This window comes from Aurantiacibacter gangjinensis (assembly GCF_001886695.1).
Classification (GTDB): Bacteria; Pseudomonadota; Alphaproteobacteria; order Sphingomonadales; family Sphingomonadaceae; genus Alteraurantiacibacter; species Alteraurantiacibacter gangjinensis.
In genome coordinates this window covers 1,160,095-1,185,997 of the sequence record NZ_CP018097.1, presented here as the reverse complement: position 1 = coordinate 1,185,997, position 25,903 = coordinate 1,160,095, and the positions used below count along the sequence as shown (strand labels likewise).

27 protein-coding genes and 1 riboswitch are annotated in these 25,903 nt (G+C 62.8%); of the genes, 15 read left to right on the top strand and 12 right to left on the bottom strand.

Annotation, left to right across the window (positions count from 1 at the left end; translation table 11 throughout):
- Window positions 1-2: 2 nt before the first annotated feature.
- Together BMF35_RS05835 and BMF35_RS05830 are read right to left on the bottom strand one after the other, a co-directional pair.
- Window positions 3-467: a DUF3429 domain-containing protein gene (locus BMF35_RS05835; protein WP_047007282.1), complete on the bottom strand. Its 465-nt coding sequence runs from the start codon at window positions 465-467 to the stop codon at window positions 3-5.
- Window positions 468-544: 77 nt separating this feature from the next.
- Window positions 545-1,123, bottom strand: coding sequence for a fasciclin domain-containing protein (locus BMF35_RS05830; protein ID WP_047007281.1), 579 nt, complete (start codon window positions 1,121-1,123; stop codon window positions 545-547).
- Between the two features lie 307 nt (window positions 1,124-1,430).
- On the opposite strand from BMF35_RS05830, the gene BMF35_RS05825 reads away from it, so the two are divergent.
- The 5 genes from BMF35_RS05825 to BMF35_RS05805 all read left to right on the top strand — a co-directional run bounded on the left by BMF35_RS05825 (window position 1,431) and on the right by BMF35_RS05805 (window position 4,686).
- On the top strand, window positions 1,431-1,754 hold the full coding sequence (locus BMF35_RS05825; RefSeq protein WP_047007676.1) for a hypothetical protein: 324 nt from the start codon (window positions 1,431-1,433) through the stop codon (window positions 1,752-1,754).
- Window positions 1,755-1,900: 146 nt separating this feature from the next.
- Complete coding sequence (locus tag BMF35_RS05820; RefSeq protein ID WP_047007280.1) at window positions 1,901-3,109, top strand: FAD-binding domain-containing protein; 1,209 nt, start codon at window positions 1,901-1,903, stop codon at window positions 3,107-3,109.
- Between the two features lie 88 nt (window positions 3,110-3,197).
- Complete coding sequence (locus tag BMF35_RS05815; protein WP_047007675.1) at window positions 3,198-3,542, top strand: Mpo1-like protein; 345 nt, start codon at window positions 3,198-3,200, stop codon at window positions 3,540-3,542.
- 80 nt (window positions 3,543-3,622) lie between these two features.
- A complete protein-coding gene (locus BMF35_RS05810) occupies window positions 3,623-4,123 on the top strand; it encodes a hypothetical protein (RefSeq protein WP_047007279.1) in 501 nt (166 codons plus the stop codon).
- A gap of 143 nt (window positions 4,124-4,266) precedes the next feature.
- On the top strand, window positions 4,267-4,686 hold the full coding sequence (locus tag BMF35_RS05805; RefSeq protein WP_047007278.1) for a pyridoxamine 5'-phosphate oxidase family protein: 420 nt from the start codon (window positions 4,267-4,269) through the stop codon (window positions 4,684-4,686).
- A 12-nt stretch (window positions 4,687-4,698) separates the two neighbouring features.
- On the opposite strand, the gene BMF35_RS05800 is transcribed toward BMF35_RS05805, so the two are convergent.
- The 7 genes from BMF35_RS05800 to thiC all read right to left on the bottom strand — a co-directional run bounded on the left by BMF35_RS05800 (window position 4,699) and on the right by thiC (window position 10,367).
- Window positions 4,699-4,989 carry a hypothetical protein gene (locus BMF35_RS05800; RefSeq protein WP_047007277.1) on the bottom strand — a complete coding sequence of 97 codons (291 nt, stop codon included), beginning with the start codon at window positions 4,987-4,989 and terminating at the stop codon, window positions 4,699-4,701.
- Entirely contained in the window at window positions 4,989-5,333 is a 345-nt protein-coding gene (locus BMF35_RS05795; RefSeq protein ID WP_047007276.1) for an HPF/RaiA family ribosome-associated protein, read from the bottom strand. Before BMF35_RS05795 ends, BMF35_RS05800 begins: the two co-directional genes overlap by 1 nt.
- Window positions 5,334-5,550: 217 nt before the next feature.
- The gene (locus BMF35_RS05790) at window positions 5,551-6,177 is read right to left on the bottom strand and encodes a hypothetical protein (protein WP_052766089.1); all 627 of its coding nucleotides are present in this window, start codon (window positions 6,175-6,177) and stop codon (window positions 5,551-5,553) included.
- Between the two features lie 87 nt (window positions 6,178-6,264).
- Window positions 6,265-6,651 carry a type II toxin-antitoxin system death-on-curing family toxin gene (locus BMF35_RS05785; RefSeq protein ID WP_047007275.1) on the bottom strand — a complete coding sequence of 129 codons (387 nt, stop codon included), beginning with the start codon at window positions 6,649-6,651 and terminating at the stop codon, window positions 6,265-6,267.
- 108 nt (window positions 6,652-6,759) lie between these two features.
- Complete coding sequence (locus tag BMF35_RS05780) at window positions 6,760-6,987, bottom strand: AbrB/MazE/SpoVT family DNA-binding domain-containing protein (protein WP_047007274.1); 228 nt, start codon at window positions 6,985-6,987, stop codon at window positions 6,760-6,762.
- Between the two features lie 98 nt (window positions 6,988-7,085).
- On the bottom strand, window positions 7,086-8,477 hold the full coding sequence (locus tag BMF35_RS05775) for a HEPN domain-containing protein (protein WP_071961179.1): 1,392 nt from the start codon (window positions 8,475-8,477) through the stop codon (window positions 7,086-7,088).
- A gap of 9 nt (window positions 8,478-8,486) precedes the next feature.
- On the bottom strand, window positions 8,487-10,367 hold the full coding sequence (gene thiC, locus BMF35_RS05770) for a phosphomethylpyrimidine synthase ThiC (protein WP_047007272.1): 1,881 nt from the start codon (window positions 10,365-10,367) through the stop codon (window positions 8,487-8,489).
- 33 nt (window positions 10,368-10,400) lie between these two features.
- Window positions 10,401-10,506, bottom strand: a riboswitch (TPP riboswitch).
- 436 nt (window positions 10,507-10,942) lie between these two features.
- Here thiC and BMF35_RS05760 point away from each other — a divergent pair.
- Entirely contained in the window at window positions 10,943-12,484 is a 1,542-nt protein-coding gene (locus BMF35_RS05760; protein WP_082115706.1) for a YadA-like family protein, read from the top strand.
- Between the two features lie 183 nt (window positions 12,485-12,667).
- Window positions 12,668-14,713: a hypothetical protein gene (locus tag BMF35_RS05755; RefSeq protein ID WP_156172152.1), complete on the top strand. Its 2,046-nt coding sequence runs from the start codon at window positions 12,668-12,670 to the stop codon at window positions 14,711-14,713.
- Here the strand turns inward: BMF35_RS05755 and BMF35_RS05750 are convergent.
- On the bottom strand, window positions 14,710-15,306 hold the full coding sequence (locus BMF35_RS05750) for a DUF2585 family protein (protein WP_047007673.1): 597 nt from the start codon (window positions 15,304-15,306) through the stop codon (window positions 14,710-14,712). The two genes, BMF35_RS05755 and BMF35_RS05750, sit on opposite strands and share 4 nt — an antisense overlap.
- A 152-nt stretch (window positions 15,307-15,458) precedes the next feature.
- On the opposite strand from BMF35_RS05750, the gene BMF35_RS05745 reads away from it, so the two are divergent.
- From BMF35_RS05745 to BMF35_RS05735, 3 genes are read left to right on the top strand one after another with little or no spacing between them, the layout of a single operon-like run.
- Window positions 15,459-17,057, top strand: coding sequence for an AbgT family transporter (locus tag BMF35_RS05745; protein ID WP_047007268.1), 1,599 nt, complete (start codon window positions 15,459-15,461; stop codon window positions 17,055-17,057).
- A gap of 20 nt (window positions 17,058-17,077) precedes the next feature.
- Window positions 17,078-17,704: an SOS response-associated peptidase family protein gene (locus BMF35_RS05740; RefSeq protein ID WP_047007267.1), complete on the top strand. Its 627-nt coding sequence runs from the start codon at window positions 17,078-17,080 to the stop codon at window positions 17,702-17,704.
- A gap of 32 nt (window positions 17,705-17,736) precedes the next feature.
- Entirely contained in the window at window positions 17,737-18,420 is a 684-nt protein-coding gene (locus BMF35_RS05735) for a DUF6445 family protein (protein ID WP_047007672.1), read from the top strand.
- Between the two features lie 15 nt (window positions 18,421-18,435).
- On the opposite strand, the gene BMF35_RS05730 is transcribed toward BMF35_RS05735, so the two are convergent.
- Window positions 18,436-19,026 carry a hypothetical protein gene (locus tag BMF35_RS05730; RefSeq protein ID WP_047007266.1) on the bottom strand — a complete coding sequence of 197 codons (591 nt, stop codon included), beginning with the start codon at window positions 19,024-19,026 and terminating at the stop codon, window positions 18,436-18,438.
- A gap of 175 nt (window positions 19,027-19,201) precedes the next feature.
- Between BMF35_RS05730 and BMF35_RS05725 the strand changes: the two genes are divergently transcribed.
- The 3 genes from BMF35_RS05725 (at window position 19,202) to BMF35_RS05715 (ending at window position 22,150) form a co-directional block, all read left to right on the top strand.
- Entirely contained in the window at window positions 19,202-21,232 is a 2,031-nt protein-coding gene (locus BMF35_RS05725) for an alpha/beta hydrolase family protein (protein WP_052766087.1), read from the top strand.
- Window positions 21,233-21,389: 157 nt separating this feature from the next.
- Complete coding sequence (locus BMF35_RS05720; protein ID WP_047007265.1) at window positions 21,390-21,839, top strand: hypothetical protein; 450 nt, start codon at window positions 21,390-21,392, stop codon at window positions 21,837-21,839.
- Window positions 21,836-22,150 (top strand): transcriptional regulator, encoded by a 315-nt coding sequence (locus tag BMF35_RS05715; protein WP_047007264.1) that lies wholly within the window; start codon window positions 21,836-21,838, stop codon window positions 22,148-22,150. The genes BMF35_RS05720 and BMF35_RS05715 overlap by 4 nt, the downstream gene beginning before the upstream one ends.
- A gap of 5 nt (window positions 22,151-22,155) precedes the next feature.
- On the opposite strand, the gene BMF35_RS05710 is transcribed toward BMF35_RS05715, so the two are convergent.
- Entirely contained in the window at window positions 22,156-23,049 is an 894-nt protein-coding gene (locus BMF35_RS05710; RefSeq protein WP_047007263.1) for a MipA/OmpV family protein, read from the bottom strand.
- A 132-nt stretch (window positions 23,050-23,181) separates the two neighbouring features.
- Between BMF35_RS05710 and crtY the strand changes: the two genes are divergently transcribed.
- Both crtY and BMF35_RS05700 read left to right on the top strand, forming a co-directional pair.
- Complete coding sequence (crtY, locus tag BMF35_RS05705) at window positions 23,182-24,396, top strand: lycopene beta-cyclase CrtY (RefSeq protein ID WP_047007262.1); 1,215 nt, start codon at window positions 23,182-23,184, stop codon at window positions 24,394-24,396.
- Complete coding sequence (locus tag BMF35_RS05700) at window positions 24,393-25,889, top strand: phytoene desaturase (protein ID WP_047007261.1); 1,497 nt, start codon at window positions 24,393-24,395, stop codon at window positions 25,887-25,889. Before crtY ends, BMF35_RS05700 begins: the two co-directional genes overlap by 4 nt.
- Window positions 25,890-25,903: the final 14 nt, after the last annotated feature.

Genomic DNA, 25,903 nt, shown 5'->3' with positions numbered 1-25,903 from the left:
CCTCAAGGCCCTGCCAGCACCCCCAATGTGATTGTCGCGCCGCCCAGGCCGAGCGATAAGGGTATGCGCAGCGCCATCCACCATGGGGGCCGCAGACGTTTCAATGCGTAATCGACAATTGGGCTTATCATGATCGCGGCTCCCAGCACCAGCAGCGACGGCCCCGGCCACGGCTCGCCTATGATCCAGGGATAGTATGTCGCCAACGCGAACAGGCTGGGAAACACTGCCGCGATCCAGACCCATCCGTCGACTTCCTCGATCCGCGCAGAGGCCGCCGCTGCAAGCCCCCACCACAATCCACCGAGAAAGCTGAAGATCAGCGCGGCATAGGCCCAAGCCAGTGCCAGCGCCGTCCAGCGCCACTCGTCCCCGCCCCAAATTACTGCCGCGAGACAGGCGAGCTGCGGCAGAAGGCCGGCAAAGCCCAGCCATAGCGCGAGGCGCGGTGTTCTGTTCGCGGTCATCGAAATCCTTTCCGGCCATCGAAAAAGGGGCAGGCCCGCAGGCCCGCCCCTCTTGTCATTCCAGTATCGTAGAACGATTACTCGGGCATCAGCACGCCATCGATGACATGGATCACGCCATTGGAGGCGTCCACATCGGTCGAGACGATGTTCACGGTGTTGCCGGCGGCATCGGTCAGCGTCGGGCCGTTATCGCCCATCATGGCGGTCAGCGTGCCGCCACCGACGGTCGGGATCGAGTAGCCTTCTTCACCGGCACCTTCGATGGCCGAGACGAGGTCTGCTGCCATGGTTTCACCTTCTACGACGTGGTAGGTGAGAATGCTGGTCAGCTGTTCGCGCCCTTCTTCGCTCAGCAGCGTGGTCATCGTATCTTCCGGCACGGCATCGAATGCACCATTATTCGGCGCGAAGACGGTGAACGGGCCTTCACCCGACAGGGTTTCGCCCAGCTCGGCGGTCGTTACCGCCGTCACCAGCGTCGAGAAATCTTCGTTGTTCGATGCAACATCGACGATGGTGCCAGGGCCGGTATCGGCGTTAGTGCCTTCGTCGGCCATGGCGGTATCGTCGTCGACAGTGGTCTCGTCTGCGGGCGAACATGCGGCGATAGCCAGCGATGCGGCGGAAGCGAGTGCGATGGTAAACTTCTTCATGTGTCAGTCCTCATGGTCTGCATATGCGAGGTCATCGGCGCACGCCGGACGGCGCGAAAACCCTGCCTCGTTACCAAACCTACGAAGGCACCCGCCCCAAGGTTCCAATAAAGGCCAAATTGTGACGAAAAACCGTAATCCGTGTGCAATTCTGTCGCAGGCCGCGATGCTGGCATCTCACCCGCGTAATCCATTGTCGCACTTTGTCGCGCTGGCGTTCTTCGAAAGCTACCGTTCAGGCGTGCGAGCCTCCTTTTCGGTTCCGGTCGCACCCGTCGCGGCCGTATTGCATCGAAAGGAGCCTCTCATGAACAAGACATATTTCGCATTCGCTGCCATCATCGCAGCAATAGCCGTGCCCGCCAGTGCCGAAGCGCAGCAGCGCGTCGACAACCGGCAGGACCGGCAGGCAGAGCGGATCGACCGCGGCGTGGAAGCCGGCCGGCTGACAGCGCGCGAAACCGCCCGCCTCGATGCGCAGCAGCGCAGGATCGAGCGCTTCGAAACGCGCAACCGTGCCGATGGCAACGGCCTGAACCGCGTCGAGCGTGTACGCCTGGAAAACCGCCAGGACCGTGCCAGCCGGCAAATCTTCCGCCAGAACCGCGACCGCCAGCGCCCCAATCGCTGACGCTATCTGCGCGGTCGAAGCGTTCCCCCCGACCGCGAAACTGCGGACGGCCCGGCCCATCCACTACGATTGGCCGGGCCTTTCGCATCGCAGAGTGCTTTGGTCCATGCGCCGGAACAGCGATCAGGCCGCGCTGTTGGTAAGCCATGGATTGGACCGCAGACCGCTCGACCGCACTTCGCCGCTTGCAAGAGTTCGCTCCGGATGCCGGTCGCCGCTACGCCTCCTCGCGCAACCACGATACCGGTCCGGGCCGCAGCAATGTATCGCAATTATCGCCGTGGCTTCACGCCGGCTTGCTAAGCGAGCGCGAAGTGCTGGCGGCGGTCCTCACCCACCATTCCCCTTCACAAGCCGAGAAGTTCGTCAGCGAAGTGTTCTGGCGCATCTATTTCAAAGGCTTTCTGGAACAGCACCCCTCGATCTGGAGAGCCTATTGCGACGATCGCGATGCGGCGCTTGCCGATCTCGATGACAATGCAGGACGACGCACCGCTTATAACGAAGCGGTGGAAGGCCGGACGGGCATCGCCGCCTTCGATCACTGGGCGCGCGAGCTGGTGGAGACTGGCTACCTGCACAACCATGCACGTATGTGGTTTGCCAGCATCTGGATCTTCACGCTGAAGCTCGACTGGACTCTGGGTGCCGATTTCTTCCTTCGCCACCTGATGGATGGCGATGCAGCTTCCAACACGCTCAACTGGCGCTGGGTGGCCGGGCTGCACACGAAGGGCAAGACATACCTGGCGCGGCAGGGCAACATCACCCGATACACATCCGATCATCCCGAGGGTTCGCTCGAAGCCGATGGCTTAACAAGCGAAGCCCCGGCGCTGGAGGAAGACCGCGACCATCCCCGCCGCGATCTCGACCTGCCGGACGGTGATCTGCCGCAAGGGCGCTATGCCTTACTGCTGCACGACGAAGCCGCTAGCCATGCGCCTCTCGCTCTTGAGCAACCGCCTGCTCTCGTCATCGGTGCCGCTCGTCCGGATGCGCGATCACCGCTCCCCATAGGCGACAAGGCGCGCGATTTTGCTTTGCAAGCCGTGGCCAAAGGCGTCGTCTCGGCAAGCGAGGCGTTCGAGTGTCCGTCCGTCGACTGGGGGCATGGCGATAGGCCCGAAGACATTCTGCAAGCCCAGGAAATCGACTACGTCGTGGCGCCCTACCTGCCGGTTGGTTGGACGCGCGACAGCCTCTGGCCACGACTCGAACCACTTGCAAATAGCGACCGCCTGACGCAAATCCTCCCCGAACTCGCCCGTCAAACCTGGCCCGAAGCCCGCGCGGGTTTCTACCGAGTTCGCAAGGCCATCCCAGATATTCTCGATACGGCCGGTTTTTCGTAACGCGACAGGCGAGAGCGGACTTGCGATGCCGGCCCTCCAATAGTCCCATCCCTTGGCTCCCGCCCCGCTTTGGCGCAGCATGGTAAAGATGGCCCGCCAGTACAAAACATTTGCCGAATTCTGGCCGCATTACCTGCGCGAGCACTCGCTGCCGCGCACCCGTGCCTTGCATTATGTCGGCACCGGGCTGGTTTTTGCCGTTGCGATCTTCGCGCTGGTGACCGGGCGCTTCTGGTGGCTGCTCGCCATGCCGCTGGCGGGTTACTTCTTTGCTTGGCTGGCGCATTTGACGGTCGAGAAGAACCGCCCGGCGACCTTCACCTATCCGGGATGGAGCCTTCTTGCGGACTTTCGCATGTTCTTCCTCTGGCTTGGCGGGCGGCTCGGCGTGGAGCTCGAAAAAGCCGGCGTCGCGCCGCCGAAGCGCTCCTGAACGTAGCGTTCGGAATCCGTTCAGTTTCCCCGTGCCACCAAAGCCCCACGTCGGGGCTGACGTTGAACAGGGGAGTTCACATGAAACGTGCATTGCGCACCAACCGTCGTTCCTTTCTGGCGCGCGTCGCCGGCGCGGCTGCGGCCAGCACCGGCCTCGGCGGATGTATGACCACCGGCTATACCGACAGCGATGTGGGCCGCTATGCCGATCCGGCGGGCGGAGGCGGCTATGGCCGCGGCCATGGCGGCGTGACCGACGCCGATAGCGGACAATATGCCGATCCCGCCGGGCGCGGACGCGGCAATAGCGGCTATTCCAACGGCGTGACCGACAGCGACAGCGGCAGCTATGCCGATCCCGCCGGACAGGGCCGCGGCAGGCCCTCCGGCCTCACCGACAGCGATTCAGGCCGCCATGCCGACCCCGCGGGGCGCGGACGCGGGCGTCCGTCCAACGGCTACACCGACAGTGATAGCGGGCGCAACGCAGACCCTGCCGGCGGCGGTCGTGGTCGCGGCGTGACCGACAGCGACTCTGGCCGCTACGCCGATCCCGCTGGCCGGGGCCGCGGCGGCTAACACCGCCCGTTCTCCAGAGCCTCGGAAGAGCGCCGGCGTGTGGGGGCGTCGGCGCTCGTTTCTAGTGCCCGCTCACCACGCTTCGGCACCTTTCCCGCAGCCGACCGTTCTTGCCACATCCATTTCCCAACCGGAGATCATACGTGGCCGACCGCTCCCTTTCCGACATCGCCCAAAAGCTTGCATCTATCGACATTGCCATGCTCGTCACCAAGACCGGCAGCGAAGGCGCGATTGCCGCGCGGCCCATGTCGAACAACAAGGATGTGAGCCGCGAGCACGGCACCACCTTCCACTTCTCCACCGATGACGGGCGGATCGACGACGACCTGCAGCGTTCGGAAGAATGCGGTGCCACCTATGTCGACGGCGAATTTTATTGCGCCGTGCAGGCCAAAGGCAAATTGCACCGCGACCGCGCGACGCTGGAAAAGCGCTGGAAGCCCGATCTTGAAAAGTGGTTCGAGAACGGTCTCGATACCGATGGACTTATCCTGATCGAGGTCACCCCCGACCGCATCGCCTGGTGGGAGGGACGCGAACAGGGCGAAGTTACGCCCTGATCCGCCCTCGCCCTAGCGCGACAGGCGCCTGCGGTTCGCCCGCACCCGCTTGCCGTAATGGCTGAGCGTTCGCGCGCCGAGTGTTTCGGCCGACTGGCCCGCTCCGCCCATCATCAGTGCGGGCCACAGCATCGCATTTGCGACGAACTTTTCAGAGACCATGCGCTGCACTTCCCGCTCCGCCAGCGCGCCGCCGGACATGATGCGCATGGTGCGCAGCCACATCACCCAGCCCGCCTCGCAGCCGAGCATCCAGCTCTGGAATGCCAGCTGCGTAACATCGGGCCGGGAGCGGGCCGCCATCACAGTACCTTGTCGGGGCGGGCGTCGTGCTTGTGCTTGTCGCTTTTGCCGAAATGCCGCTCCAGCCGCTGGGCGAGCGTGCCTGCAGCGCGGCGCGCGGCATCGTCTACCTTGGCGGCATGTTCGGTCACGCCCAGGGGTTTGCCGCCCGCAGGCCGCGCCTCGATCGTGCAGCTCTTGTCATTGCCGCCGCCCTTTGCGCCGTTCTCGTCGGACACATGCACTTCCAGCCGGGTGAGCCGATCCTCGAACCGCGACAGCTTTTCGCGCACGGCGGTCTCGATCCGCTCGGCGACGTTTTCGGTGCCCATGACGGAGCTGTCGGAGTTGAACTGGAATTGCATTTCAGGGGGAGCCTTTCAGTAGCTTCTGTGTCGCAAAATCAACGGTCGGCTTGGCTGGGCGGTTCCTGCAAATCGTGCGCTGTCGGGGGTTTCTGCGAAGTTGACACAGTTGACACGCCCTGCACCGCCTTTTCGGCGCGCAAACCCGCGCTGGCTGCGGCTTTGCGGGCTATCGCGCGAAGTTGACACTCTGCGAAAGAAGACAGGATGGTCCCGACTAGGCAAGGTCGCCATCCTCGCAGGTCTCGTCGCTATCCTCGACATCGCCCCAGCCAAGGCTCGCGCAGTCCTCGTCCGCATACGCCTCGGCATTGGCATATCGCTCCTCCAGCCATGTTTCCGGACCGGTTTCGACGCGGCTGAGGAGGTTGCCGAATTCATCCGGTGCGTAATCGGAGGAGGGATGCGAGCGTGAGTGCTGGCGGGGGCGAAAGCTCTCGCGCATGGCGAGCAGGGCGACGGTCAGCCGCTCGTCATAGCGGCGCGACGTGCCGACCAACTCGCCGCGATAGAAATGCGGTACCTCGACGCCGTTCATCGCGCGGTCCATCGCCTCCTCCGCCAGCGCATCGAAGCGGCAGCGCAGCGCGGCGTTCCAGGCAAGATCGAACGGCTCGCCTTTCAAGCGCGCGCGCAAGGCATAGGCCGACTGTCGAGACATGCCCGCTGCCCGCGCGGCCTGCTTGACCGAATGCGATGCAGCCAGCTCGCGCAGGAAGACGGACTGGCGCTGGACGGTCCAGCCATCGTGGCGCTTGGCGGGGGTTGCGGTTGGCGTGGTGGTTGCGGGAGCGGCCTCGCAAATGTGCGCGGCGAGCGAGCGTGTGGGGGATGTGTTGGTCATCCGCGAGGATGAGGCAGATTTCGGCGGAGTAGGAAAGGGGGTGCCACCACCCATGCTCGTCACCCCGGACTTGATCCGGGGTCCAGCTTATTGTTGGGAAGCGTGTTGCCGGAACCAGTCGGCCAACTCGTCCTCGGACAGCTCGCCAGCGGCGAGAGCCACGAAGGCTACGACCAGTTCGGCGTCGCTGGCACCAAGACTGAAGCCGTTCAACGCCAAAAAGGTCTCGCTGACCACCGCCGCAGTGCGCTTGTTGCCGTCAACGAATGGATGGTTGCGCGCAATGCCGAATGCATAGGCTGCGGCCAGCGCCGCTAGGTCCGGCTCGCCATAATCGGCAAGATTGCGCGGACGCGCCATGGCGCTGTCGAGCATTCCCGCATCACGTATGCCGTCCCCACCGCCATGCTCTGCGAGTTGTTCGGCATGCGCAGCAAGCGCCACCTCGGTGGCGACCCATATCCAATCAGCCATTAAGCCCCCTCTTCTTCAGAAGAGGGGGTTGCGGGTGGTGGATGGCGCGCGCAAGGCTGTCGCCTCGCAACCACCCCTCAGTCCCCTCCTTTGAAAAGGAGGGGAAGGTCACTTCGCCAATTCGCGCAGCGCGCGCTTGCGCTCGGCCATGACCTTGCGCGCGACGGCCATCTGCTCCTCGAAATCCGGCTCGCCCGAAACCAGCTCGATCCCGCCCGGCTTGAGGACGAGAGTCAGTTCTTCCCCAACTTTGATCCCGAGATGCGCAAGCACCTCCTTGGGCAGGATGACTCCGGCAGAGTTGCCGATCTTGGTGACTTTGAGCGGCGCGTTCATACGGGTGTTATAACGCTGACTTAGCAAAAAACAAGGTGGCGGCGAGTGAAGTATACTGTCCCCGGAATCTCCTTGAGTTGGCTTAACGCTAGAACCCTTCACGAATTCTCTGATTGATGTCGACCGTGAATATCAGTGACCCAATGCCTGACACCTTCGAGCCACTCAGCGTATTGCTTCTCAGAAACATCCGGAGCGATAAGGCCGTCCTTTCGAATGCGATGGAGGATCGTGTAAAGTGTCTCCTCAGCAAGGTCGCCACAGGATGAAACGCTCTTCAGAACGGAGTCAGAAAAGGGCGAAACGCTCCCATGAACTAAATCAGACCGCACACCGTACGCTTTCTTGACACACGCCTTTTTCCTTTCCCAATCGGCGACGTCGTCGGACTCAATCGTTAAGTCAGCCACACGGGTCGCAACTGTTTCCGATATATCATCTGATTTGCCAGCGACTACTAATCGCTCAATTGCCGTTATGAATTTGACTATCTTAGAGTGGGACTTTCGATCTCTGACCCCTTCCCCAAACCAGCGCGCGGCCTCAAGAAAGCGGTTAGCGAGAGGACGACGAATGCGCAGATCAGCCTTCGCTTCAATCACGGTTCTAATCAGATCTAGAGACTCTTTTACGTCGGGGCGCTGAAGGTCCTTTGACCATCCATCCTTAAATCCCATGGCATCGAGGCTGCCATAAGATGTTTGAACCATCAGGGAGTTATCTGGCGATACCCAAGCTAGCGCCCGATTATCGCTTGCTAACTTAAAACGACCAATCTCGACCCGGTAGGTGCCCTGACGCCCGATTAGAAAATAGAGACAATCCAGCGCGGAAGTAGCCAGCTCGTATGCCGCGTCCTCGGCGCGCTTTGCATCGCATCCTTTGACAGTTACCTCAGCGAACCACTTATAGCTCTTGTAGTAATCGACCGCTTCGCGAAGCTGCTTTCGAGCCCATTCAAGAGATTTTTCATCCTTTTGATCAGATAGATATTTTTTCGCGTACCGGAAAAGATTGGCATGGAACGCTCGCAGCCATTTCAACCTAACCGGGCCTAGATCGATTTCACGAGGTTCGTCTTGGAACGTGAAGCGAATAGGATAAAAATAGGTATACTCGCCACACCGGCCATCTGCGCGCTTCGCGGCCCAAGATAATAGTCGATCTGCTTGTCGGCGATCAATCGGCCTCCTTTCCGTCAGAAACCGTTGGACCGCTCCCTCCCCAATATCTTTTTTCAGATCCGCATGGCTGACACGTGCTTCGAGATTTCGCAGGTGAAGTGCACGCTCCACAAGTTCGTCGAGCATCGTGCTTGCCTTCTTGCTCGTAAGGATTGAACCTGATCCCGACTGGTGCGGTAGTGAGTACCAAGGATCTAGCTCGTCACGAATGCTTTGGAAATCTGCTGAAGCTAGTCGCGCGAATTCACCGAGTTCTGAGAAGAGCTGCTCAATGAGGTCATGTGTCTTCTCTTTTGGGTAGTCCACGACGCGGGATCACCTTTCCTCCGGCAAATACAGCTTCTCACCCTTCTCCCGGTAAACCTCGCTCATCTCCTCCATGCCAGCCTCGTTCTTGGCGCGCTCTTCGGGGGTGTTCTCGCCCCTCAGGTCCTCGCTCGCCAGATAGCTGTCGGAGTTCTGCTTCGCGGCAAACTCGCGCACCTCTTGCGAAATCTTCATAGAGCAGAATTTGGGGCCGCACATGGAGCAGAAGTGGGCGGTTTTCGCGCCTTCCGCGGGGAGGGTCTGGTCGTGATATTGCTCGGCGGTGTCGGGGTCGAGCGACAGGTTGAACTGGTCGCGCCAGCGGAATTCGAAGCGCGCTTTTGACAGCGCGTCGTCGCGCACCTTGGCGGCGGGGTGGCCTTTGGCGAGGTCTGCCGCGTGGGCGGCGAGCTTGTAGGTCACCACGCCCACTTTCACATCGTCGCGGTCGGGCAGGCCGAGGTGCTCTTTGGGCGTGACGTAGCAGAGCATCGCCGTGCCGTACCAGCCGATCTGCGCCGCGCCGATGCCGCTGGTGATGTGGTCGTAGCCGGGCGCAATGTCCGTCACCAAGGGCCCGAGCGTGTAGAAGGGCGCTTCGCCGCACGCTTCCAGCTGCTTGTCCATATTCTCCTTGATCTTGTGCATCGGCACGTGGCCGGGGCCTTCGATCATCACCTGCACGTCCTGCTCCCAGGCGCGCTTGGTCAGTTCGCCCAGGGTGTAGAGCTCGGCAAACTGCGCTTCGTCATTGGCATCGGCGATACTGCCGGGGCGCAGGCCATCGCCCAGGCTGTAGGCGATGTCATACGCCTTCATGATCTCGGTGATCTCGTCGAAATGCTCGTAGAGGAAGCTTTCCTTGTGATGCGCCAGGCACCATTTCGCCATGATGCTGCCGCCGCGCGACACGATGCCGGTCACGCGCTTGGCGGCCATCGGCACGTAGGGCAGGCGCACGCCCGCATGGATGGTGAAATAGTCGACACCCTGCTCGGCCTGCTCGATCAGCGTGTCGCGGAACACCTCCCACGTAAGGTCCTCGGCCACGCCGCCGACCTTTTCCAGCGCCTGGTAGATGGGCACGGTGCCGATGGGCACGGGGCTGTTGCGGATGATCCATTCGCGCGTGTCGTGGATGTTGCGGCCTGTGGAGAGGTCCATCACCGTGTCCGCGCCCCAGCGGATGGACCAGACCATCTTGTCGACCTCTGCCGCCACGTCGGATGCGACGGCGGAATTGCCGATATTGGCGTTGATCTTGACGAGGAAGTTGCGCCCGATCGCCATCGGTTCGCATTCCGGGTGGTTGACGTTGGAGGGGATGATGGCGCGTCCGCGGGCAACCTCGTCGCGCACGAATTCCGGCGTTACGTAATCGGGGATTTCCGCGCCGAAGCTGTTGCCGTTGTCGCGGTCATACTGTGCCTTGCGTTCGCGGCCGAGGTTTTCGCGTTCGGCCACATATTCCATCTCCGGGGTAATGATGCCGCGGCGGGCATAGTGCATCTGGGAGAGGTTCTTACCCGGCTTGGCGCGATAGACGGTCTTGGAGACATTGGGGAAGGCGGGCACGCCGCCGGAGCGATCCGGGCCGAGTTGGCCGTTATCTTCCGGCTTCACTTCGCGTGCGGTATATTCCTCGATATCGCCGCGCTCCAGCTGCCAATCGCGGCGCAGATGCGGCAGGCCAGCGGAGATATCGATGCGCGCTTCGGGATCGGTATAGGGGCCGGACGTGTCATATACGCGCACCGGCGGCTCGCCGGCGGAGGGTTCGAGGTCGATCTCGCGCATGGCCACTTTGCGGTCACCCACGTGGATCTTGCGGCTGCCGCGGATGGGCCCGGTGGTGACGCCGATCTCCAGCTTGGAATTGATGTCGGCCATATGCTCTCTCCTCGAAGGCGGAAGAGCAGGCATCCGTTGCCGTCTGCCCACTCCCTCCGCCGATGCTAATCGGTTCAGGTTCGACGGGTCGGCGGACTCGAACCGCCCTCTCAGCCTCATGGCTCCCCGGGGTTGGAAACGGGTGTAGATGGCGACAGGCACTTAGTCCAGCGCAGCCGATCCATTGCACGCTCGGCACATCCGGTTTGGAGTCTTTGGCACTATCTCGTTGAAAGCCGTGTTTCACCTCACCGCTGTTGTCGGGCGCCTCAACCGAAAAGATCGATCGGAAGCAGACAATTACGCAAGCCTGCTCACCGCCGGCCAGGTTGATATTAGTGAAGTTGACCGCGTTTACAGTGGGTCCGGGCGCGCGGGAATTCGGCCCGACTGAGGGAACCAATTCGCGCACGAACCGAATGCATTGCGCGGCATGGCGGATGGCCTCACGCGACTTTGCGATTCCAATAAAATAAACCATGTTTTTCAGATGGTTAACATTAACTTGGCGTTCATGCGCAGAGGCCGCCTTTTGCGTGCGGCCAACTCATCGGCCAGCAACGAGGAGCATGTAAATGTCTATCCGAATCAATAGTTTCGCCATCCGGTCCTGCGTGTCGACAGCCGCCATCGCGGTCGCGGGGCTCTCTGCCGTTTCGGCCCAAGCACAGGCGACCGATCCGGTCGTCAGCGTCTGTTCCGGCGTAAGCTTGCCGCCCTCCACTGTCACCGACATTCTCGGCCCGGTGGTAAACGGGGTGGTTACGCCTACCGAAGACGCCGTGAATGCCATCATCGCCACCGGCCTTGGCCTGCCTATCGGCACGCCATTGCCCGACAATCTGTCGATCGATGTGGCAGACCTGCTGGCGCAAGCGGCCGCTGGCGATCCGGTGACGCTCCAAGTTCTCGACAGCGACGGCAATGTCGTCGGTCCGGCCGATCAGTGCGATGCCACTGCCGACAGTTTCCAGCTGGACGAGGAAGGCGGCATAGCCATCGGCGGCAACCGCATCTCCGGCCTCGGCGAGAACGGGAATGAGGCGAGCGCAGCCGATATCGACGCCATCGCCTTCGGCAACCGCGCGCAAGCAGGACCCGGCGCGACGGGCAGTATCGCCATCGGCGCGGATTCATCCGTCACAGCGCCCAATAGCGTGGCCATCGGTGCGGGATCGACCGCCACGCGCGGGCCGCAAGCAGGATCGGCAGGCGAGTTTTCCGTCGGCGCGCCGGGAGCGGAACGCCAGATCACCAATGTGGCAGACGGCACGGCAGCGACCGATGCCGCCAATGTCGGCCAAGTACAGGAAGTGGCAGACGGCCTTGCCGCCCTGGACAACCTTGCCGTGCAATATGACGATGCCACGCAGTCTACCGTAACGCTCGGCGGCGCCGACGGCACGACTGTGACCAATGTCGCGGATGGAGCGGTTTCGGCCACGTCCAGCGATGCCGTAAACGGTTCGCAGCTTTTCGCCACGAATGAGCGGGTGTCCGCCAACGAGGCCGCGCTTGGCGGATTACAGGGTCAGGTATCGAACAATGCGGGAGAGGTTGCGGCGCTGGATGGCAGAGTAACGACCAACACGTCCGACATCGCCGCACTGCAAGATCAGGTGGGCAATATCGGTCCCCAAGCGCTCGAATTCGTGCAGGATGGCGATCCATCACAACCCAGCCCTACGCGCACCAACACCGTGCGATTGGCCGGCGCTGCGGCAGAACCTGTTCGCCTGACGAATGTCGCTCCGGCGGTCGCGGCTACCGATGCGGTCAATCTCGGCCAGCTGCGCAGCGAACTGGACGCAACCCTTGCCGAGGCGCAGCTTTACACGGATGAACGCCTCGCCAGCCTGGACTTCGACCTCGACGCCTTGCGAGAGGACAGCTTCGCCGGAACGGCAGGCGCCCTCGCGGTGGCCGGCCTGCCGCAGGCCTTCCAGCCCGGCAGAACGATGGTCGGTGCAGGTGTCGGCCATTTCCGCGGCGAAACGGCCTTTGCCGTCGGTGCCTCAGCCACGTTCGACGAAGGCAACGGCGTCGTCAAATTCGGTGCCAGCATCGACACGCGCGGCTATGCCGGTGTGAGTGGAGGCGTCGGCTTCCAGTTCTAAGGACGACGCCTTGATGAGGGGACGGGCCGCGATCATGTGTCGCGGCCCGTTTCCCGTTCCTGAGGCATCCGGTCCGGCGCGGTGCAAGTCCGTTACAATTGGCGACAAAACTGCGCCGATCCGCGATAATTCTGCGACATTCCGCCGATAGGCAGCGCCTTCTTGTGTCGAGGAGGATTGCCGATGCCCGGATACCGCGTTTGTCGTTTCGCCCTTGCCGGTGCGCTGGCTCTTTCCCTTGCCGCGTGCGGGGGCGATGACGATAGCGGCGGACCGATTATTGGCGCCCCCTCTCCCACACCGACGCCCACACCCACGCCAGCCAGCGCACTTGCCTATGCTGCGACCTTTCCCGCAATGCCCGTCGAAACGCCCGATATCGGCCGGCTGACCGGGGAGAGCGACCTGACTTTCGGCTCGGGCGTGCCGAATAACGATCTGGCCTACACCATGATCGACACCGATTTCATCGATGGCGAGACAACTGGCTACGACACCTTCCTGCCCGTCGATCCCAGCGCGCCGGTGCCGGGCGCGGACCGGATCAAGATCGTGCGCGGCACGGGCAATGTCGATCTGGACCTTGCCTATTCCGCGCAGGGGGGCGACCGCTTCATCCTAGGCACGGCTGAGATCGCGACGCCGTTTTTCGCGCGCGGCGCGGATGGCGTGGACAATGATTACGCCGTCATCCAGAATTTCGATTACGACGCGGGCCATATCCAGCTGCGCGGATCGGCAAGCGATTACGAGCTGGTCTTTTGCGATGCGTCCGATGGCTGCGCGACGGATGGCTACTACCTGTTCGACAGCCGCCCGAGCGAGCTGGACCTGATCGCCTTCATCTTCCCTTGCGATTTCGTGCCCTTGCCCGTCAGCGGCAATCCGCCCAACAATCCCGAAGCGCTGTGCAATGCAAGCAAGCAGCTGTCGCTATCGAATGCCAACCAGTTCCGCTTCGCCAGCCCCGTATCCACCGCCACCGCCGTGCCGCAGGCGCTGGCGCAGTTCGGCAGCGCGGGCAAGGAAATCGTCGGCGGGCAAGCCGTCGATGCGGCGGGCAATATTTATGTGCTGGGCCAGAGCGATGGCAGCCTGACAGGCGGCGCGCGAGCGGACAATCGCATCTTCGTGGCGCAGATCCGGCCCGACGGCTCGCGCGGCTGGACGTACGAGACCGAATTGCCCGATGGCGCCCTGCCGTTCGACGGCGTAACGGATGCAGCGCATCTCTATGTCGCCGGACGCACGCATGGCGCGCTGCCGGGCTTTACCTCTGGCGGAGCGTGGGACGGCATAATCCTGAAGCTGCGACTGTCGGACGGTGCGCTGGTCGCCAGCAACCAGTTCGGCAATCGCGGGCTGGATGGCTATGGCAACATCATCTTCGACAATGCGGGCAATCTGTTCGTGTCGGGCCAGGGCAGCCCTGCGAGTGCTATGGGCACCGATCCGCAGCACCTTGTCGCCAAGCACCGCGCGAGCGACCTGGCCAATGTCTGGCGCGTGCTGATCGAGCCGCCTGCGACCGGCGTGCTGGTGTCCGAAGCATGGGGCGGGCTGGATTTTCGCGCGACAACCGGCGGCGCGGCGGGCGAAGGCACGCTCACCAGTGCAGGCTGGTTCTTCGGTAATGGATCGGGCGGCGCGGCTGCGTGGCTGGAACGCTATACCGGCCTTGCAAGTGCGGCTCCGACGCGAAGCCGTGGAACGGTGCTGACCAGCGCGGGGACCGAGCCTGACTGGGTGCTGGACAATGTCACCGATGCGGCAGGCAACGTCTATGTGGCGGGCTTCACCGCAGGCAATCTGGAAGGCGGGCACCGGGGCAACGGCGATGCCTTCATTGCAAAATACGATAGCGATCTGAACCTGCTGGCAATCAACCAGATCGGCAGCGCGCAGGCGGATGCCTTCCGAAAGCTCGCCATTGCCGATGACGGCACGCTGGTCGCGGTCGGGCACAGCTATGGCGACCTTGCCGGAACCAATGCCGATGGCGCGCGCGAGACTGGCGACGTGATTGTCTATCGCTTCGATACGAACCTGAATGTGCTGGCCAGCCGCCAGTTCGGCTCTCCGCATGAAGAGCGCGGCTATCTTTCGATCCTCGGCAACACCGTGGTGGTGGCAGGCATGACGGAGGCCGCGCTGGGCGGACCGAGTGCAGGGTCGTTCGATGCATTCGTGGTGCGCCTGCGATTGAGCGACCTCGCCTTTATCGACTAGCGCACGTCGCCTGCCGCCTGCCATTCGGCAATCGCGTCTATCGGGAAAAGCAGCATGATGACGGTGAGCGTCAGATTGTCGCGCACCACCAGCGCCGCCACAACCTCACCGATCAGTGCCAGCGCCACGGTGACCTTTACCGGCAGTCGCAGGGCCAACCAGAAGCCGAAGCTCATCCAGCCGATATCGGCGAAGGAATTGAGTACGCTGTCGCCCGAATAGCGGAAATTGGCGGTGACGTCGCGGAAGCGGTTGATGACCAGCTCCGTGTTCTCCAGCACTTCCCACGCCGCCTCCAGCAGCACGGCGAGCGGCAGGCCCCAGCGCACTGCGCTCAGCCCGCCGGCCTCTCTCTTCACGAACAGCCACCAGGCGAGCGCGTAGAATATCATGCCGTGGATGATGTGGCTGGGCGTGTACCAGTCGGCGATATGCTGGCTGTTGCCGCTATCGTTGATCTGCCCGTGCCACAGCTTCACATAGCCGCATTCGCAGATGGGCGGACGGTTCATCGCCAGCAGGATGACCACGGTGACAGTGGTTATGCCGAGCGCGATGACGAGCGCGCGGCGGTCCGGCTTGAGAGTCCCCATGCCGCTTTGGTGATGGCACGCACCGCGTTTGGCAAGCGCGATCATGCTCCGGACTATGGCCAGTCAGCTTCCCGCAAGGATGCCCCCTTGAGAAAGGGTGCAATGCCGCTACGCATGTGCGCGATCGTTTTCAGACCTTCCGAGGGCCCTCCATGACAGAATTTCCCACCCCCACCACCGAGTACAAGGAAGGCAAGCGCAACGCCTTCACCCGCTTCCTCGACGGGGTGGAATGGCTGGGGAACCTGCTGCCGCATCCGGTTACGCTGTTCGCGCTGCTGGCTTTCGGCATCGTGTTGCTGTCGGGCATGATGGGCTGGATGGGCGTCGCGGTGGAAGACCCCCGCCCTGCCGGAGCCAACGGTGTGGCAGAGGACGGCATGATCCGCGCCGTCAGCCTGCTGGATGGCGACGGTGTACGGCGCATCTTTACAGGGCTGGTCGACAATTTCACCGGCTTTGCCCCGCTGGGCGTGGTGCTGGTCGCCATGCTGGGCGTGGGCGTTGCGGAAAAATCCGGCTTGCTGAGTGCGGCCGTGCGCAGCCTGGTGATGGGTGCACCGCCCAAGCTGGTGACGGTGGCCATCGTGTTTGCAGGGATCATCTCCAACACCGCCAGCGAAGTGGGCTATGTGGTTCTGATCCCGCTCGGCGGCGCGATTTACTACGCTTTGGGCCGCCATCCGCTGGCGGGCATGGCGGCGGCCTTTGCGGGGGTCTCGGGCGGCTATTCGGCGAACCTGCTGATCGGCACGATCGACCCCTTGCTGGCGGGCATCACGCAGGAAGCCGCGCAGCTGATCGACCCCGATTACACCGTGCTGGCGACCGCGAACTGGTATTTCATGTTCGCTTCTACCTTCCTGATCGCGATCATCGGTTCGGCGGTGAGCATCTACATCGTCGAGCCCAAGCTGGGCAAATACGACGCCAGCAAGGCGGACCCGACCATCCTCGACGAGGGCATGATGCAGCCGCTGACCGATACGGAGCGCAAGGGGCTGCGCTGGGCAGGCATTGCCCTATTGGGCGTGCTGGGCCTGATGGCGCTGACGCTGATCCCCGAATGGGGCATCCTGCGAAATGCCGAAACGGGCGACCGGATGGACTCGCCGTTCTTCGATGGCTTTGTGGTTTGGATCTTCATCTTCTTCGTCGCCATCGGCTACGCCTATGGCCGCGTGACCGGCACCATGAAGACGGACCGCGACGTGATCGATGCGATGTCGGCGGCGCTTTCCAGCCTTGGCCTCTATATCGTGCTGGTGTTCTTCGCCGCGCAATTCGTGGCATTCTTTGGCTGGACGAATCTCGGCGCGATCACCGCGGTGACGGGCGCGAATTTCCTGGTCGAGACCGGCATGACCGGTCCTGCGGTCTTCTTCCTGTTCATCCTCCTATGCGCGATCATCAACCTGTCGCTGGGCAGCGCGAGCGCGCAATGGGCCGTAACCGCGCCCATCTTCGTGCCCATGCTGATGCTGATCGGCTATTCGCCCGAGGCGATCCAGGCGGCCTATCGTATCGGTGACAGCACAACGAATATCATCACTCCGATGATGAGCTATTTCGGCCTGATCCTCGCCTGGGCGACGCGCTACCAGAAGGATCTGGGCGTCGGCACGATGATCGCGATGATGCTGCCCTATACGATCTTCTTCATCACAATCTGGAGCGTGTTCTTCTACCTCTGGACCTTCGTGTTCGGCATTCCCGTGGGGCCGGGTTCGCCGACTTTCTATACTCCCTAAGCGGAGCGGCTTCACACACGATGACAGTCCTTTACCGCTGCGATGCCGATGCGGCTGCCATAGCGCGCCGCTTCGGCATCGCGATGGGAAACGACCCATGGCCGGGTGGACATGTGGCGCCCGGCAGCTTCGCGCCCGTCATCACGGCGGGGCGGGAGTTCATCGCTGGGCCGAACCCGGGCCGCCAGCCATGGCGCATGGTGCCGCGCCTGTGGGGTGTGCCGCCGCCTCCGGCTGCAGGCGATATCGCGCGACCCATATTGAGCGTGCGCAACCGTGAGAGCCCGTTCTGGATCGGTAATCTGCGCAATCCTGAGTTCCGCTGCCTGGTGCCCGCCACGGCCTTCATGGCATGGGGCGCCGGACTGGACCGCGAGGGCAAGCGGCATCGCCACTGGTTCACTCTTGCCGACCAGCCGATTTTCGCCCTCGCCGCCATCTGGAAAGACAGCGAAGTGCCCGGCTTCGCTCTCCTCTCTGCCGAGCCCAATGCGGCGGTCAAACGGATCGGGCGCGACGCCATGCCCGCCATCCTGCCGCCCGATCGCGGGGCATGGGCGACGTGGCTGCACGCTGGCTGGGACAAGGCAGAAGCTCTGCTGCAGCCCTATTCCAGCTCACTGTTGCGAGAACAGCCACGCGATTGACACGCGGCGCCAGTGCTCGCACGGTCGCAGGCGTGTCGCAGAGCCTTCCGCCGATCAAAGTCCACCAGTTCGGGACCGAGCGCGAACCCGTCGTACAGATCGACGAGTTCAGCGGCATGGTGGACGAGTTGCTGAAGGCAGGACGGCAAGCGCAATACCAGGAGGGCGGCGCGGCCTATCCCGGTATCAGGTCATGGATCGAGCCGACCTATCTCGAGCGCCGCCGCGAGCTGATGATGCAGGCCATGGTGCATGTCTTCGGCTTCCAGCAAGGCGTGTCGTGCGAAGCCTCGACCTTCTCGCTCGTCACCAAAGCGCCGGAGGACCTCTCGCCCATTCAGCGCATTCCGCATTACGATCATTCCGAAGGCCAGCTGATCGCCGTGATGCACTACCTGCTGGGGCCGGAAACCGGCGGCACCGCCTTCTACCGCCACAAACGCACCGGCTTCGAGACGATCACGCCCGAGCGCGAGGCGGCCTATGATGCGGGGCTGCAAGCGGACGAGGCGACATACGGCATTCCGCCAGCCGCCTATTTCCACGGTGATGACGAGCGCTACGAACTGATCGGCGAGATCGAGGCGCGGCCCGACAGGCTCATCCTCTATCGCGGGCGCTTGCTGCATTCGGGCGTCATCCCCGATCCCGCCGCGCTGACCGGCGATCCGGCAAGCGGGCGGTTGACGATCAACATGTTCCTGCGCGGGCGCTGAGCGCGCCCGTAAGGATCAATGCCGGGTATCGGCGCGGCCGGTAGGCACGAGAGCCAGCGCCAGCAGCAGCGTCGCCACCGTGCCCGCACCGCCTGCGGGATAGGTGAGATCGGTCTGCGGGAAGATGGCGAGGCCGTTCAGCACCACGGCAATACCGCCCGCAATCGCGGTCAGCAGGCCGAGTATGCGCACGCCGCCACCCGTGTGGCGATAGAGCAGCAGCCCGGCAGTCAGAGCGCCTAGCCCGATCGCCAGCTTGGCGGCAAAGTAGAGCAAAAATGCCAGCGCCAGCACCGCGCCCGCGACGGGCGCCAGCGCCTCTCCGCCTTCGAACAGCGGGCCGAACATCACCAGCCCGATACCAGCCTGCATGGTGTTGAGCACGCCGAAGGTGCCGATGGCGCTGCCCATGATGGGGCGCGTGGAGATCAGCGCGAAGCCAGCAACCGCCACCACTGCAAACAGCAGCACTTCGACCGCCCAGATGATGTCGCGATTGACCGTGCCGCCCATGCTTGAAAGGCCGATATAGACAAGCTGCGTCGCCACCGTGGCGATCAGCGCGATGACGGCGACGCGCGCCGCGATGAGTTGTGACGGATTCATGCTTTGTAGTCCCTGTGTCGGTGTTCTGGTGTCGGCCATGCTTTCGGCCGGAAACAGCGCCCGGTTACAATTTGCTTCAGCCTGTCGATAGCGGGGCACGGTTTGCCTGTTGCGGCATTATCGCTATGAGCGCCTGCAACAGATAACCATCCACGAGAGAGGATCGCTTCATCCCATGACCATGCTCCGCTATGCACTGCTCGCCACCGCGCTGACATTGCCGGCCACACCGGCCCTGGCCCAGCGCGTGATGACGCCCGAAGATGTCGCCCGCGTCGAAAGCACCGGCACGATCGAGATTTCCAGCGATGGCAGCCATGTCATCTACACCCGCGCGCACAAGCCCGACGTAACGCGCGGAGAGGAAAACGGCACGACCAGCCAGCAGCTGATGCTGGCCGAAGGGCCGATGGACGTCGAAGCCTACCTGCCCGAAGACATGCGTATCTCCGGCATCGGTTTCACGCCTGACAATTCCATGATCACCTTCCTATGGAGCGACGATGGCGGCGACCGCTCGCTCTACGGCGTGCCGGTCGATGGCGGTGCCTATCGCATGCTGGCGACCGTGGAAGATGCTGCGGTAAGCGACTACGCCTTCAGCCCCGATGGCAGCCGCGCGTATCTGCTGGCCAGCGCCGCGCCCGATGAAGATCGCAATTCGCAGCGCGAAGCCGGGTTCAACTCGGTCGTCTACGAAGAAGAGCCGCGCCTCAACCGCATGTTCGTGGCCAATGTTGGCACCGAAGTGGATGCAGAGCCGCTGGAGGTAGCCGTGCCCGGCTATGTCGATGCGTTCGAAATCGCGCCCAATGGCCAGTTCGCCATGATCACCAGCGCGCCTACCCCGCTGATCGACGATGCCTACACGTCGAAGCGCGCGCATATCCTCAACCTCACCACCGGCAACCTCGTCACCGTGGAAACGCCGGGCAAGGTGGGCGATATCGAGATCTCGCCCGACAGCACGCAGCTTTCCATGATTGCCGGGATCGACGAAAACGATCCGGCAGACACCACGCTGCACCTCGTCGATGTATCGACCGGCGAATATCGCGCTCTGAACCAGGGCGCGCCCGAAGCGGCCGTGGATGCGGAATGGATGTCGGACGGACGCCTCGCCACCATCATCCATGTCGGCGCGCAAAGCGTGCTACGCTTCTATTCGAACGATGGCGAAGAGCTGCGTGAATACGATCCCGACGGGCTGATCCTCACCAGCCTTGAGCAGGGCGGCAACCGCCTGGTGGTGGAAGCCAACGCCCCCACCCACCCCAACGAGCTGTTCAGCTTCAACAATGGCGAGTTCACCCGCTGGACCAACCACAATCCGTGGCTGGCCGATATCACTTTCGGCGAGCAACGCACGTTCACCTTTACTGCGTCGGACGGCCAGGAAATCGAAGGCGTGCTGGTGCTGCCCGTGGGCGGTGTGCCCGAAGGCGGCGCACCGACCATTTTCGATGTGCATGGCGGCCCCGAAGCGCATGACAGCAATGGCTGGACCACCAATTACGGCGGTCCCGGCCAGGTCGCGGCAGGCGCAGGCTACGCCGTGTTCCAACCGAATTATCGCGGCTCCACCGCGTACGGCACCGATTTCTCCAAACAGCATCAGGGCAATTACACCGATCCCGAGTTCGAGGATCTGGTGGACGGCAAGAATGCGCTGGTCGAAGCGGGCATCGCCGATCCGGACCGTGTGGGCATCACCGGCGGTTCCTATGGCGGCTATGCCACAGCATGGAGCAGCACCTACAATTCAGAACATTTCGCCGCTGGCGTGATGTTCGTGGGTATCTCCAACCAGATCAGCAAGTTCGGCACCAGCGACATTCCGATGGAAATGTACCTCGTCCACGCCCGCGAATGGCCGTGGGAAGACTGGCTCGGCCAGTTGCAGGTCAGCCCGATCTACTATGTCGATCGCGCCACCACGCCGCTGCTGATCATGCATGGCGAGGAAGATACCCGCGTCGCGCCTTCGCAGAGCTACGAGCTGTACCGCCACATGCGCGTGCGTGCGCCCGATACGCCGCTGCGCCTCGTCACCTATCCGGGTGAAGGCCATGGCAATGCGCGCGCCGCCGCGCAGTATGATTACAACCTGCGCATGATGCGCTGGTTCGACACCTACCTGATGACCGGCGACCGCAATGCCCCGCTGCCGCCGCCGCGTCCGGAACTGAATATCGAAGAGGACTGAGCGCCTCTTTCCGACTGAATATGAGGGGAGCGGCCGACCGGTCGCTCCCCTTTTTCATGCGCGCGGGAGATTAACTTTCCAATGCGGAAAGTTATCACTTGCCGAATCGGAAAGTGAAGGCTATCTCTTTCCATATTGGAAAGCGAAGGAGCCCGACATGGACCGCAATGAAGCACACGCCGCGCTGGATGCCGTGGCGCAGACCAGAAGCCGGATGGCTGAAACCACGCAGTGGCCGCTGTGGCGACATGCGCTGTTTGGCGTGGCGGAAACGCTTTTCGTCATCGGCATCTCGCTGCCCACGCTTTATTTTGGCATTTCGGCATTGCTGGCCTTCGCGCTCATCATCTGGCTCTTCACCGATGACAAGAAGCGGTACGGCATGTTCGTGTCCGGCTGGCATGGGCAAAAGCCCCGGCTGATCACGTTGGGCATGACTGTTGTCGTGGTCGCGCTCGCCGGACTGTCATGGACAACGCGCGGGGAGCCTGTCCCTGCCCCCCTGGCCTTGCTGGCAGGGCTTGCCACTTTCATCGTCTGCACGCTGGGCAGCATTTGGTGGCAATCGGCCTACAAGCGCGAATTGCGCGAGGCAGCGGCACAATGAGCGGCGCAGCTGAGATCGACCCCGTGCTGCACCATCCCGCCCGGCTGCAGATCAGCGCCGTGCTGTCCAACACGGATGACGTGGAATTCGCGCGGCTTCGTGAACTGGTGGATGTGAGCGACAGCGTGTTGTCCAAGCACCTCTCCGCCATGGCAGAGGCAGGCTACGTGAAGCTGGAAAAGGCCGCGCGCGATGGCAGGCAGCGCACCTGGGCGCGCTTTACCGGCGAGGGAAAACGCGCCTTCGCCGCCCATATGCGAGCGTTGCAGGAGCTTGTGGCCAGCGCGCAGGAAGGGCTGGCCGCCGGTTAATCCGATTACAGGCCGAACGTGTAGGTAATGCCCAATGCGCCCAGCCATTGGTCGGCGGAACCGCGAATGCTGGTGAAAGGCGTGTCCGCCGCATCGCCGACGAGGCGCGTATAACCGCCCAGCACCACTATGCCCCAGCCGCCATTCAATGCGTTGCCGTCAAGGTCGATACCCACCAGCATGGTGGCCGACAGCGACTTGAAGCCGCCGCTATCGGGTTCGAAGCCGGGCAAAGCATCGCTGTTGGGGGCGACATTCACATTGTTAATCGGATCGACGCGGAAATAATAGTCGTGATAGTCCTCGTCCGCCCATTCGGCAGAGAGCGACAGGTTTCCAATCACCGCGCGCGATAGCGGCGTGGTATAGGATGCCACCGGATTGACCACCATGCCTTCATGCGCGCCCGCCACGTCCCACATCACTGCCGTGCCGAAGCTTACGGTATCGAAGGGATTGAGCACGCCGTCGATATTCACGCCGACGCTCGGGCCGACTTCGATCGCGGTATCCAGCTCGCCGAACTGCTCGACGACCTCGTCCTCGATCTGGCTGGCGCGGTCGCCGCGAAAGCGCGCGGCAATACCTGCATCGAAACTGAGGCCGCTATCGTTGTCGGGCACGAAATCGACAGTGATGCCACCGGCGCGCGGGTTCACGTCGATCCCGCCATAGGAGCCGATGATGACCGGAAGCACGGACAGAACGTAATCGTCCGACCCCTGATAGGATGGTGTGTAGGCTCCGCCTACGCCCACGGTCACGAAGTCGCCGGAGAACACCGCATCGTCGAGATCGATATTCGGCACCGCAGGCTCGATATCTTCCTGCGCATAGGCAGGCGCTGCAATCAGGGCCGTGGCCGCCAGCATGATGGCAGCGGTGGAGCGAATGGTCATGTGGCTTATCCCTCTATCCTTTTGCTTCGCAACGACTTGGCCATAACGCGGTTCCCCGGCGAGTTTCATTTCAATACCGGACCATTGGCGGTGATTGCGCGCCTCCCGCATTCCGCTAAGGCCGTTGGCAGTATGACCGGGCGCACTTGCGATATTGCCATTGTCGGCGGCGGCCTTTCGGGCGGACTTATCGCGCTGGCGCTGGCGCGGCATCGGCCCGACATCACCGTCCGCCTGATAGAGGCAGGACCTGCCATTGGCGGCAATCACCGCTGGAGTTGGTTCGCCAGCGACCTTTCGCCGGACGGCACATCGCTGATGGAAGGTTTTCGCAAGGCGAAATGGGATGATGGATACCATGTCCGCTTCCCCGGTTATCGCCGCAAGCTGCGCGGCGCATACCGCTCGCTCGCCAGCGAGGACTTTGCCGCGCGCCTTCAGCGAGAGCTGGCTGATGACGCGATCCTGACCGGCGCGGAAGTGGCGAAGCTGGATGCGGGCAGCGTCACCCTTCGCGACGGAGCGATCATCACTGCGCGCACCGTGATCGATTGCCGCGGCTTTGCCACCACGGGCGACCTGACGGGCGGCTGGCAGGTCTTCATGGGCCGCCACCTGCGCACCGCCGAACCGCACGGCATTGCGCGCCCTGTCATCATGGATGCCGCCGTCGACCAGTTGGCCCCGTCCGGCAATGGCGGTGCGTACCGTTTCGTATACGTCCTGCCGCTGGGCGCGCATGATCTCTTCATCGAGGACACTTATTACGCCGACAAGCCGACGCTCGACCGCAGCGCGCTTTCGGGCCGGATCGACCAATATTGCCATGCCATCGGCATCAAGGGCGAGCCTGTCGGTTTCGAGACCGGCGTGCTGCCCGTGATCACCGGCGGCGATTTCGGCGCTTACACCGAAGCGCACCGCACGCCCGGCGTGGTGCTTGCGGGCGCGCGGGCGGGCCTGGTGCATCCGCTCACCAGCTATACCCTGCCCATCGCCGTGCGCGTGGCACTCTCCATAGCCGAGGATGCGGACCTGCCGGGCGAGCAACTGGCCGCCAAGATCGAAGCCGAGGCGCGCCGCCACTGGAAGCGCATGGGCTTTTACCGCCTGCTCGGCACCATGCTGTTCGGCGCCGCCGACCCGGCGCAGCGATACCGCATTTTCTCCCGCTTCTATCGCCTGCGCGAAGGGCTCATCGAACGCTTTTATGCGGGAACAAGCCGGTTCACCGACAAGTTGCGGGTTCTGGCCGGCAAGCCTCCGGTTCCCGTCCGTCGCGCCATTTCCGCCATCCTTTCCGAATCCCCCCCGCTCCTCGATCCCACAAGGAAAACTCCCCAATGAGCACGCCCGAAGGCAGAACCGCATGCGTCATCGGCGCAGGATTCGGCGGCATGGCGCTCGCCATCCGCCTGCAAAGCGCCGGTATCGCCACCACCGTGGTCGAAAGTCGCGACAAGCCCGGCGGCCGCGCCTATTTCTGGGAGAAGGACGGCTTCACTTTCGATGCCGGCCCCACCGTGGTGACCGACCCCGATTGCCTGCGCGAATTGTGGGAGCTGACCGGCCACGACATGGATGAAGACCTGGAGCTGATGAAGGTCATGCCCTTCTACCGGCTCAACTGGCCCGACGGCACCAATTTCGACTATTCGAACGATGAAGAAGACCTGCGCAAGGAGATCATGAAGCTCGAGCCGCAGGACGTCGAAGGCTATGAACGCTTCCTGCAATATGCCGCCGAGGTGTACGAGGAAGGCTACGTGAAGCTAGGCACCGTGCCATTCCTCGATTTCAAGAGCATGATGAAGGCCGCGCCCGCGCTGGCGAAGAAGCAGGCATGGCGCAGCGTCTATTCCATGGTCTCCAGCTACATCAAGAACGAGAAGATCCGCGAGGCGCTATCCTTCCACACGCTGCTGGTGGGCGGCAGCCCGATGAAGACGAGCAGCATCTACGCGCTCATCCACAAGCTGGAAAAGGATGGCGGCGTATGGTGGACGCGCGGTGGCACCAATCGCCTGATCGCCGGCATGGTCCGCCATTTCGAGCGGCTGGGCGGCACGATGCGGGTGGGCGATGCCGTGACCCGCGTAGAAACCGAAGGCAAGCGCGCCAAGGCCGTGCACACCGCCAGCGGCTGGAGCCAGCGCTTCGATGCGGTCGCCAGCAATGCGGATATCGTGCATTCCTACAAAGATCTGCTGGGCGACAGCCATCGCGGCAAAAGCTACGGCAAATCGCTCACCAAGAAGAGTTTCTCGCCCTCGCTCTTCGTCGTGCATTTCGGCGTCGAGGGCAGGTGGCCTGGCATTCCGCACCACATGATCCTTTTCGGCCCGCGCTATAAGGGGCTGGTGGACGACATCTACCACAAGGGCATCCTGCCTGCCGATTTCTCCATCTACCTGCACCACCCCAGTGTCACCGACCCCAGCATGGCGCCCGAGGGGCAGAGCACGTTTTACGCGCTGGTGCCAGTCAGCCACATGGGCAAGATGCCGATCAACTGGGACGAAGTCGGCCCGCAGCTGGAAAAGCGCATCCTCGACGAGGTCGGGCGGCGCCTGATTCCGGATATCCATGACCGGATCGTGACCAAGTTCCACTACGCGCCAAAGAACTTTGCCGCCGATCTCAATGCGCATATGGGCAGCGCCTTCAGCCTCGAGCCCGTGCTGTGGCAAAGCGCCTGGTTCCGCGGCCACAACCGCGACGATGTGATCGACAATTTCTACCTTGTGGGCGCCGGCACGCATCCGGGCGCAGGCATTCCCGGCGTTGTCGGCAGCGCGAAGGCGACCGCAGGACTGATGGTTGAGGACTTGTCTGTATGATAATCCTCCCCCAC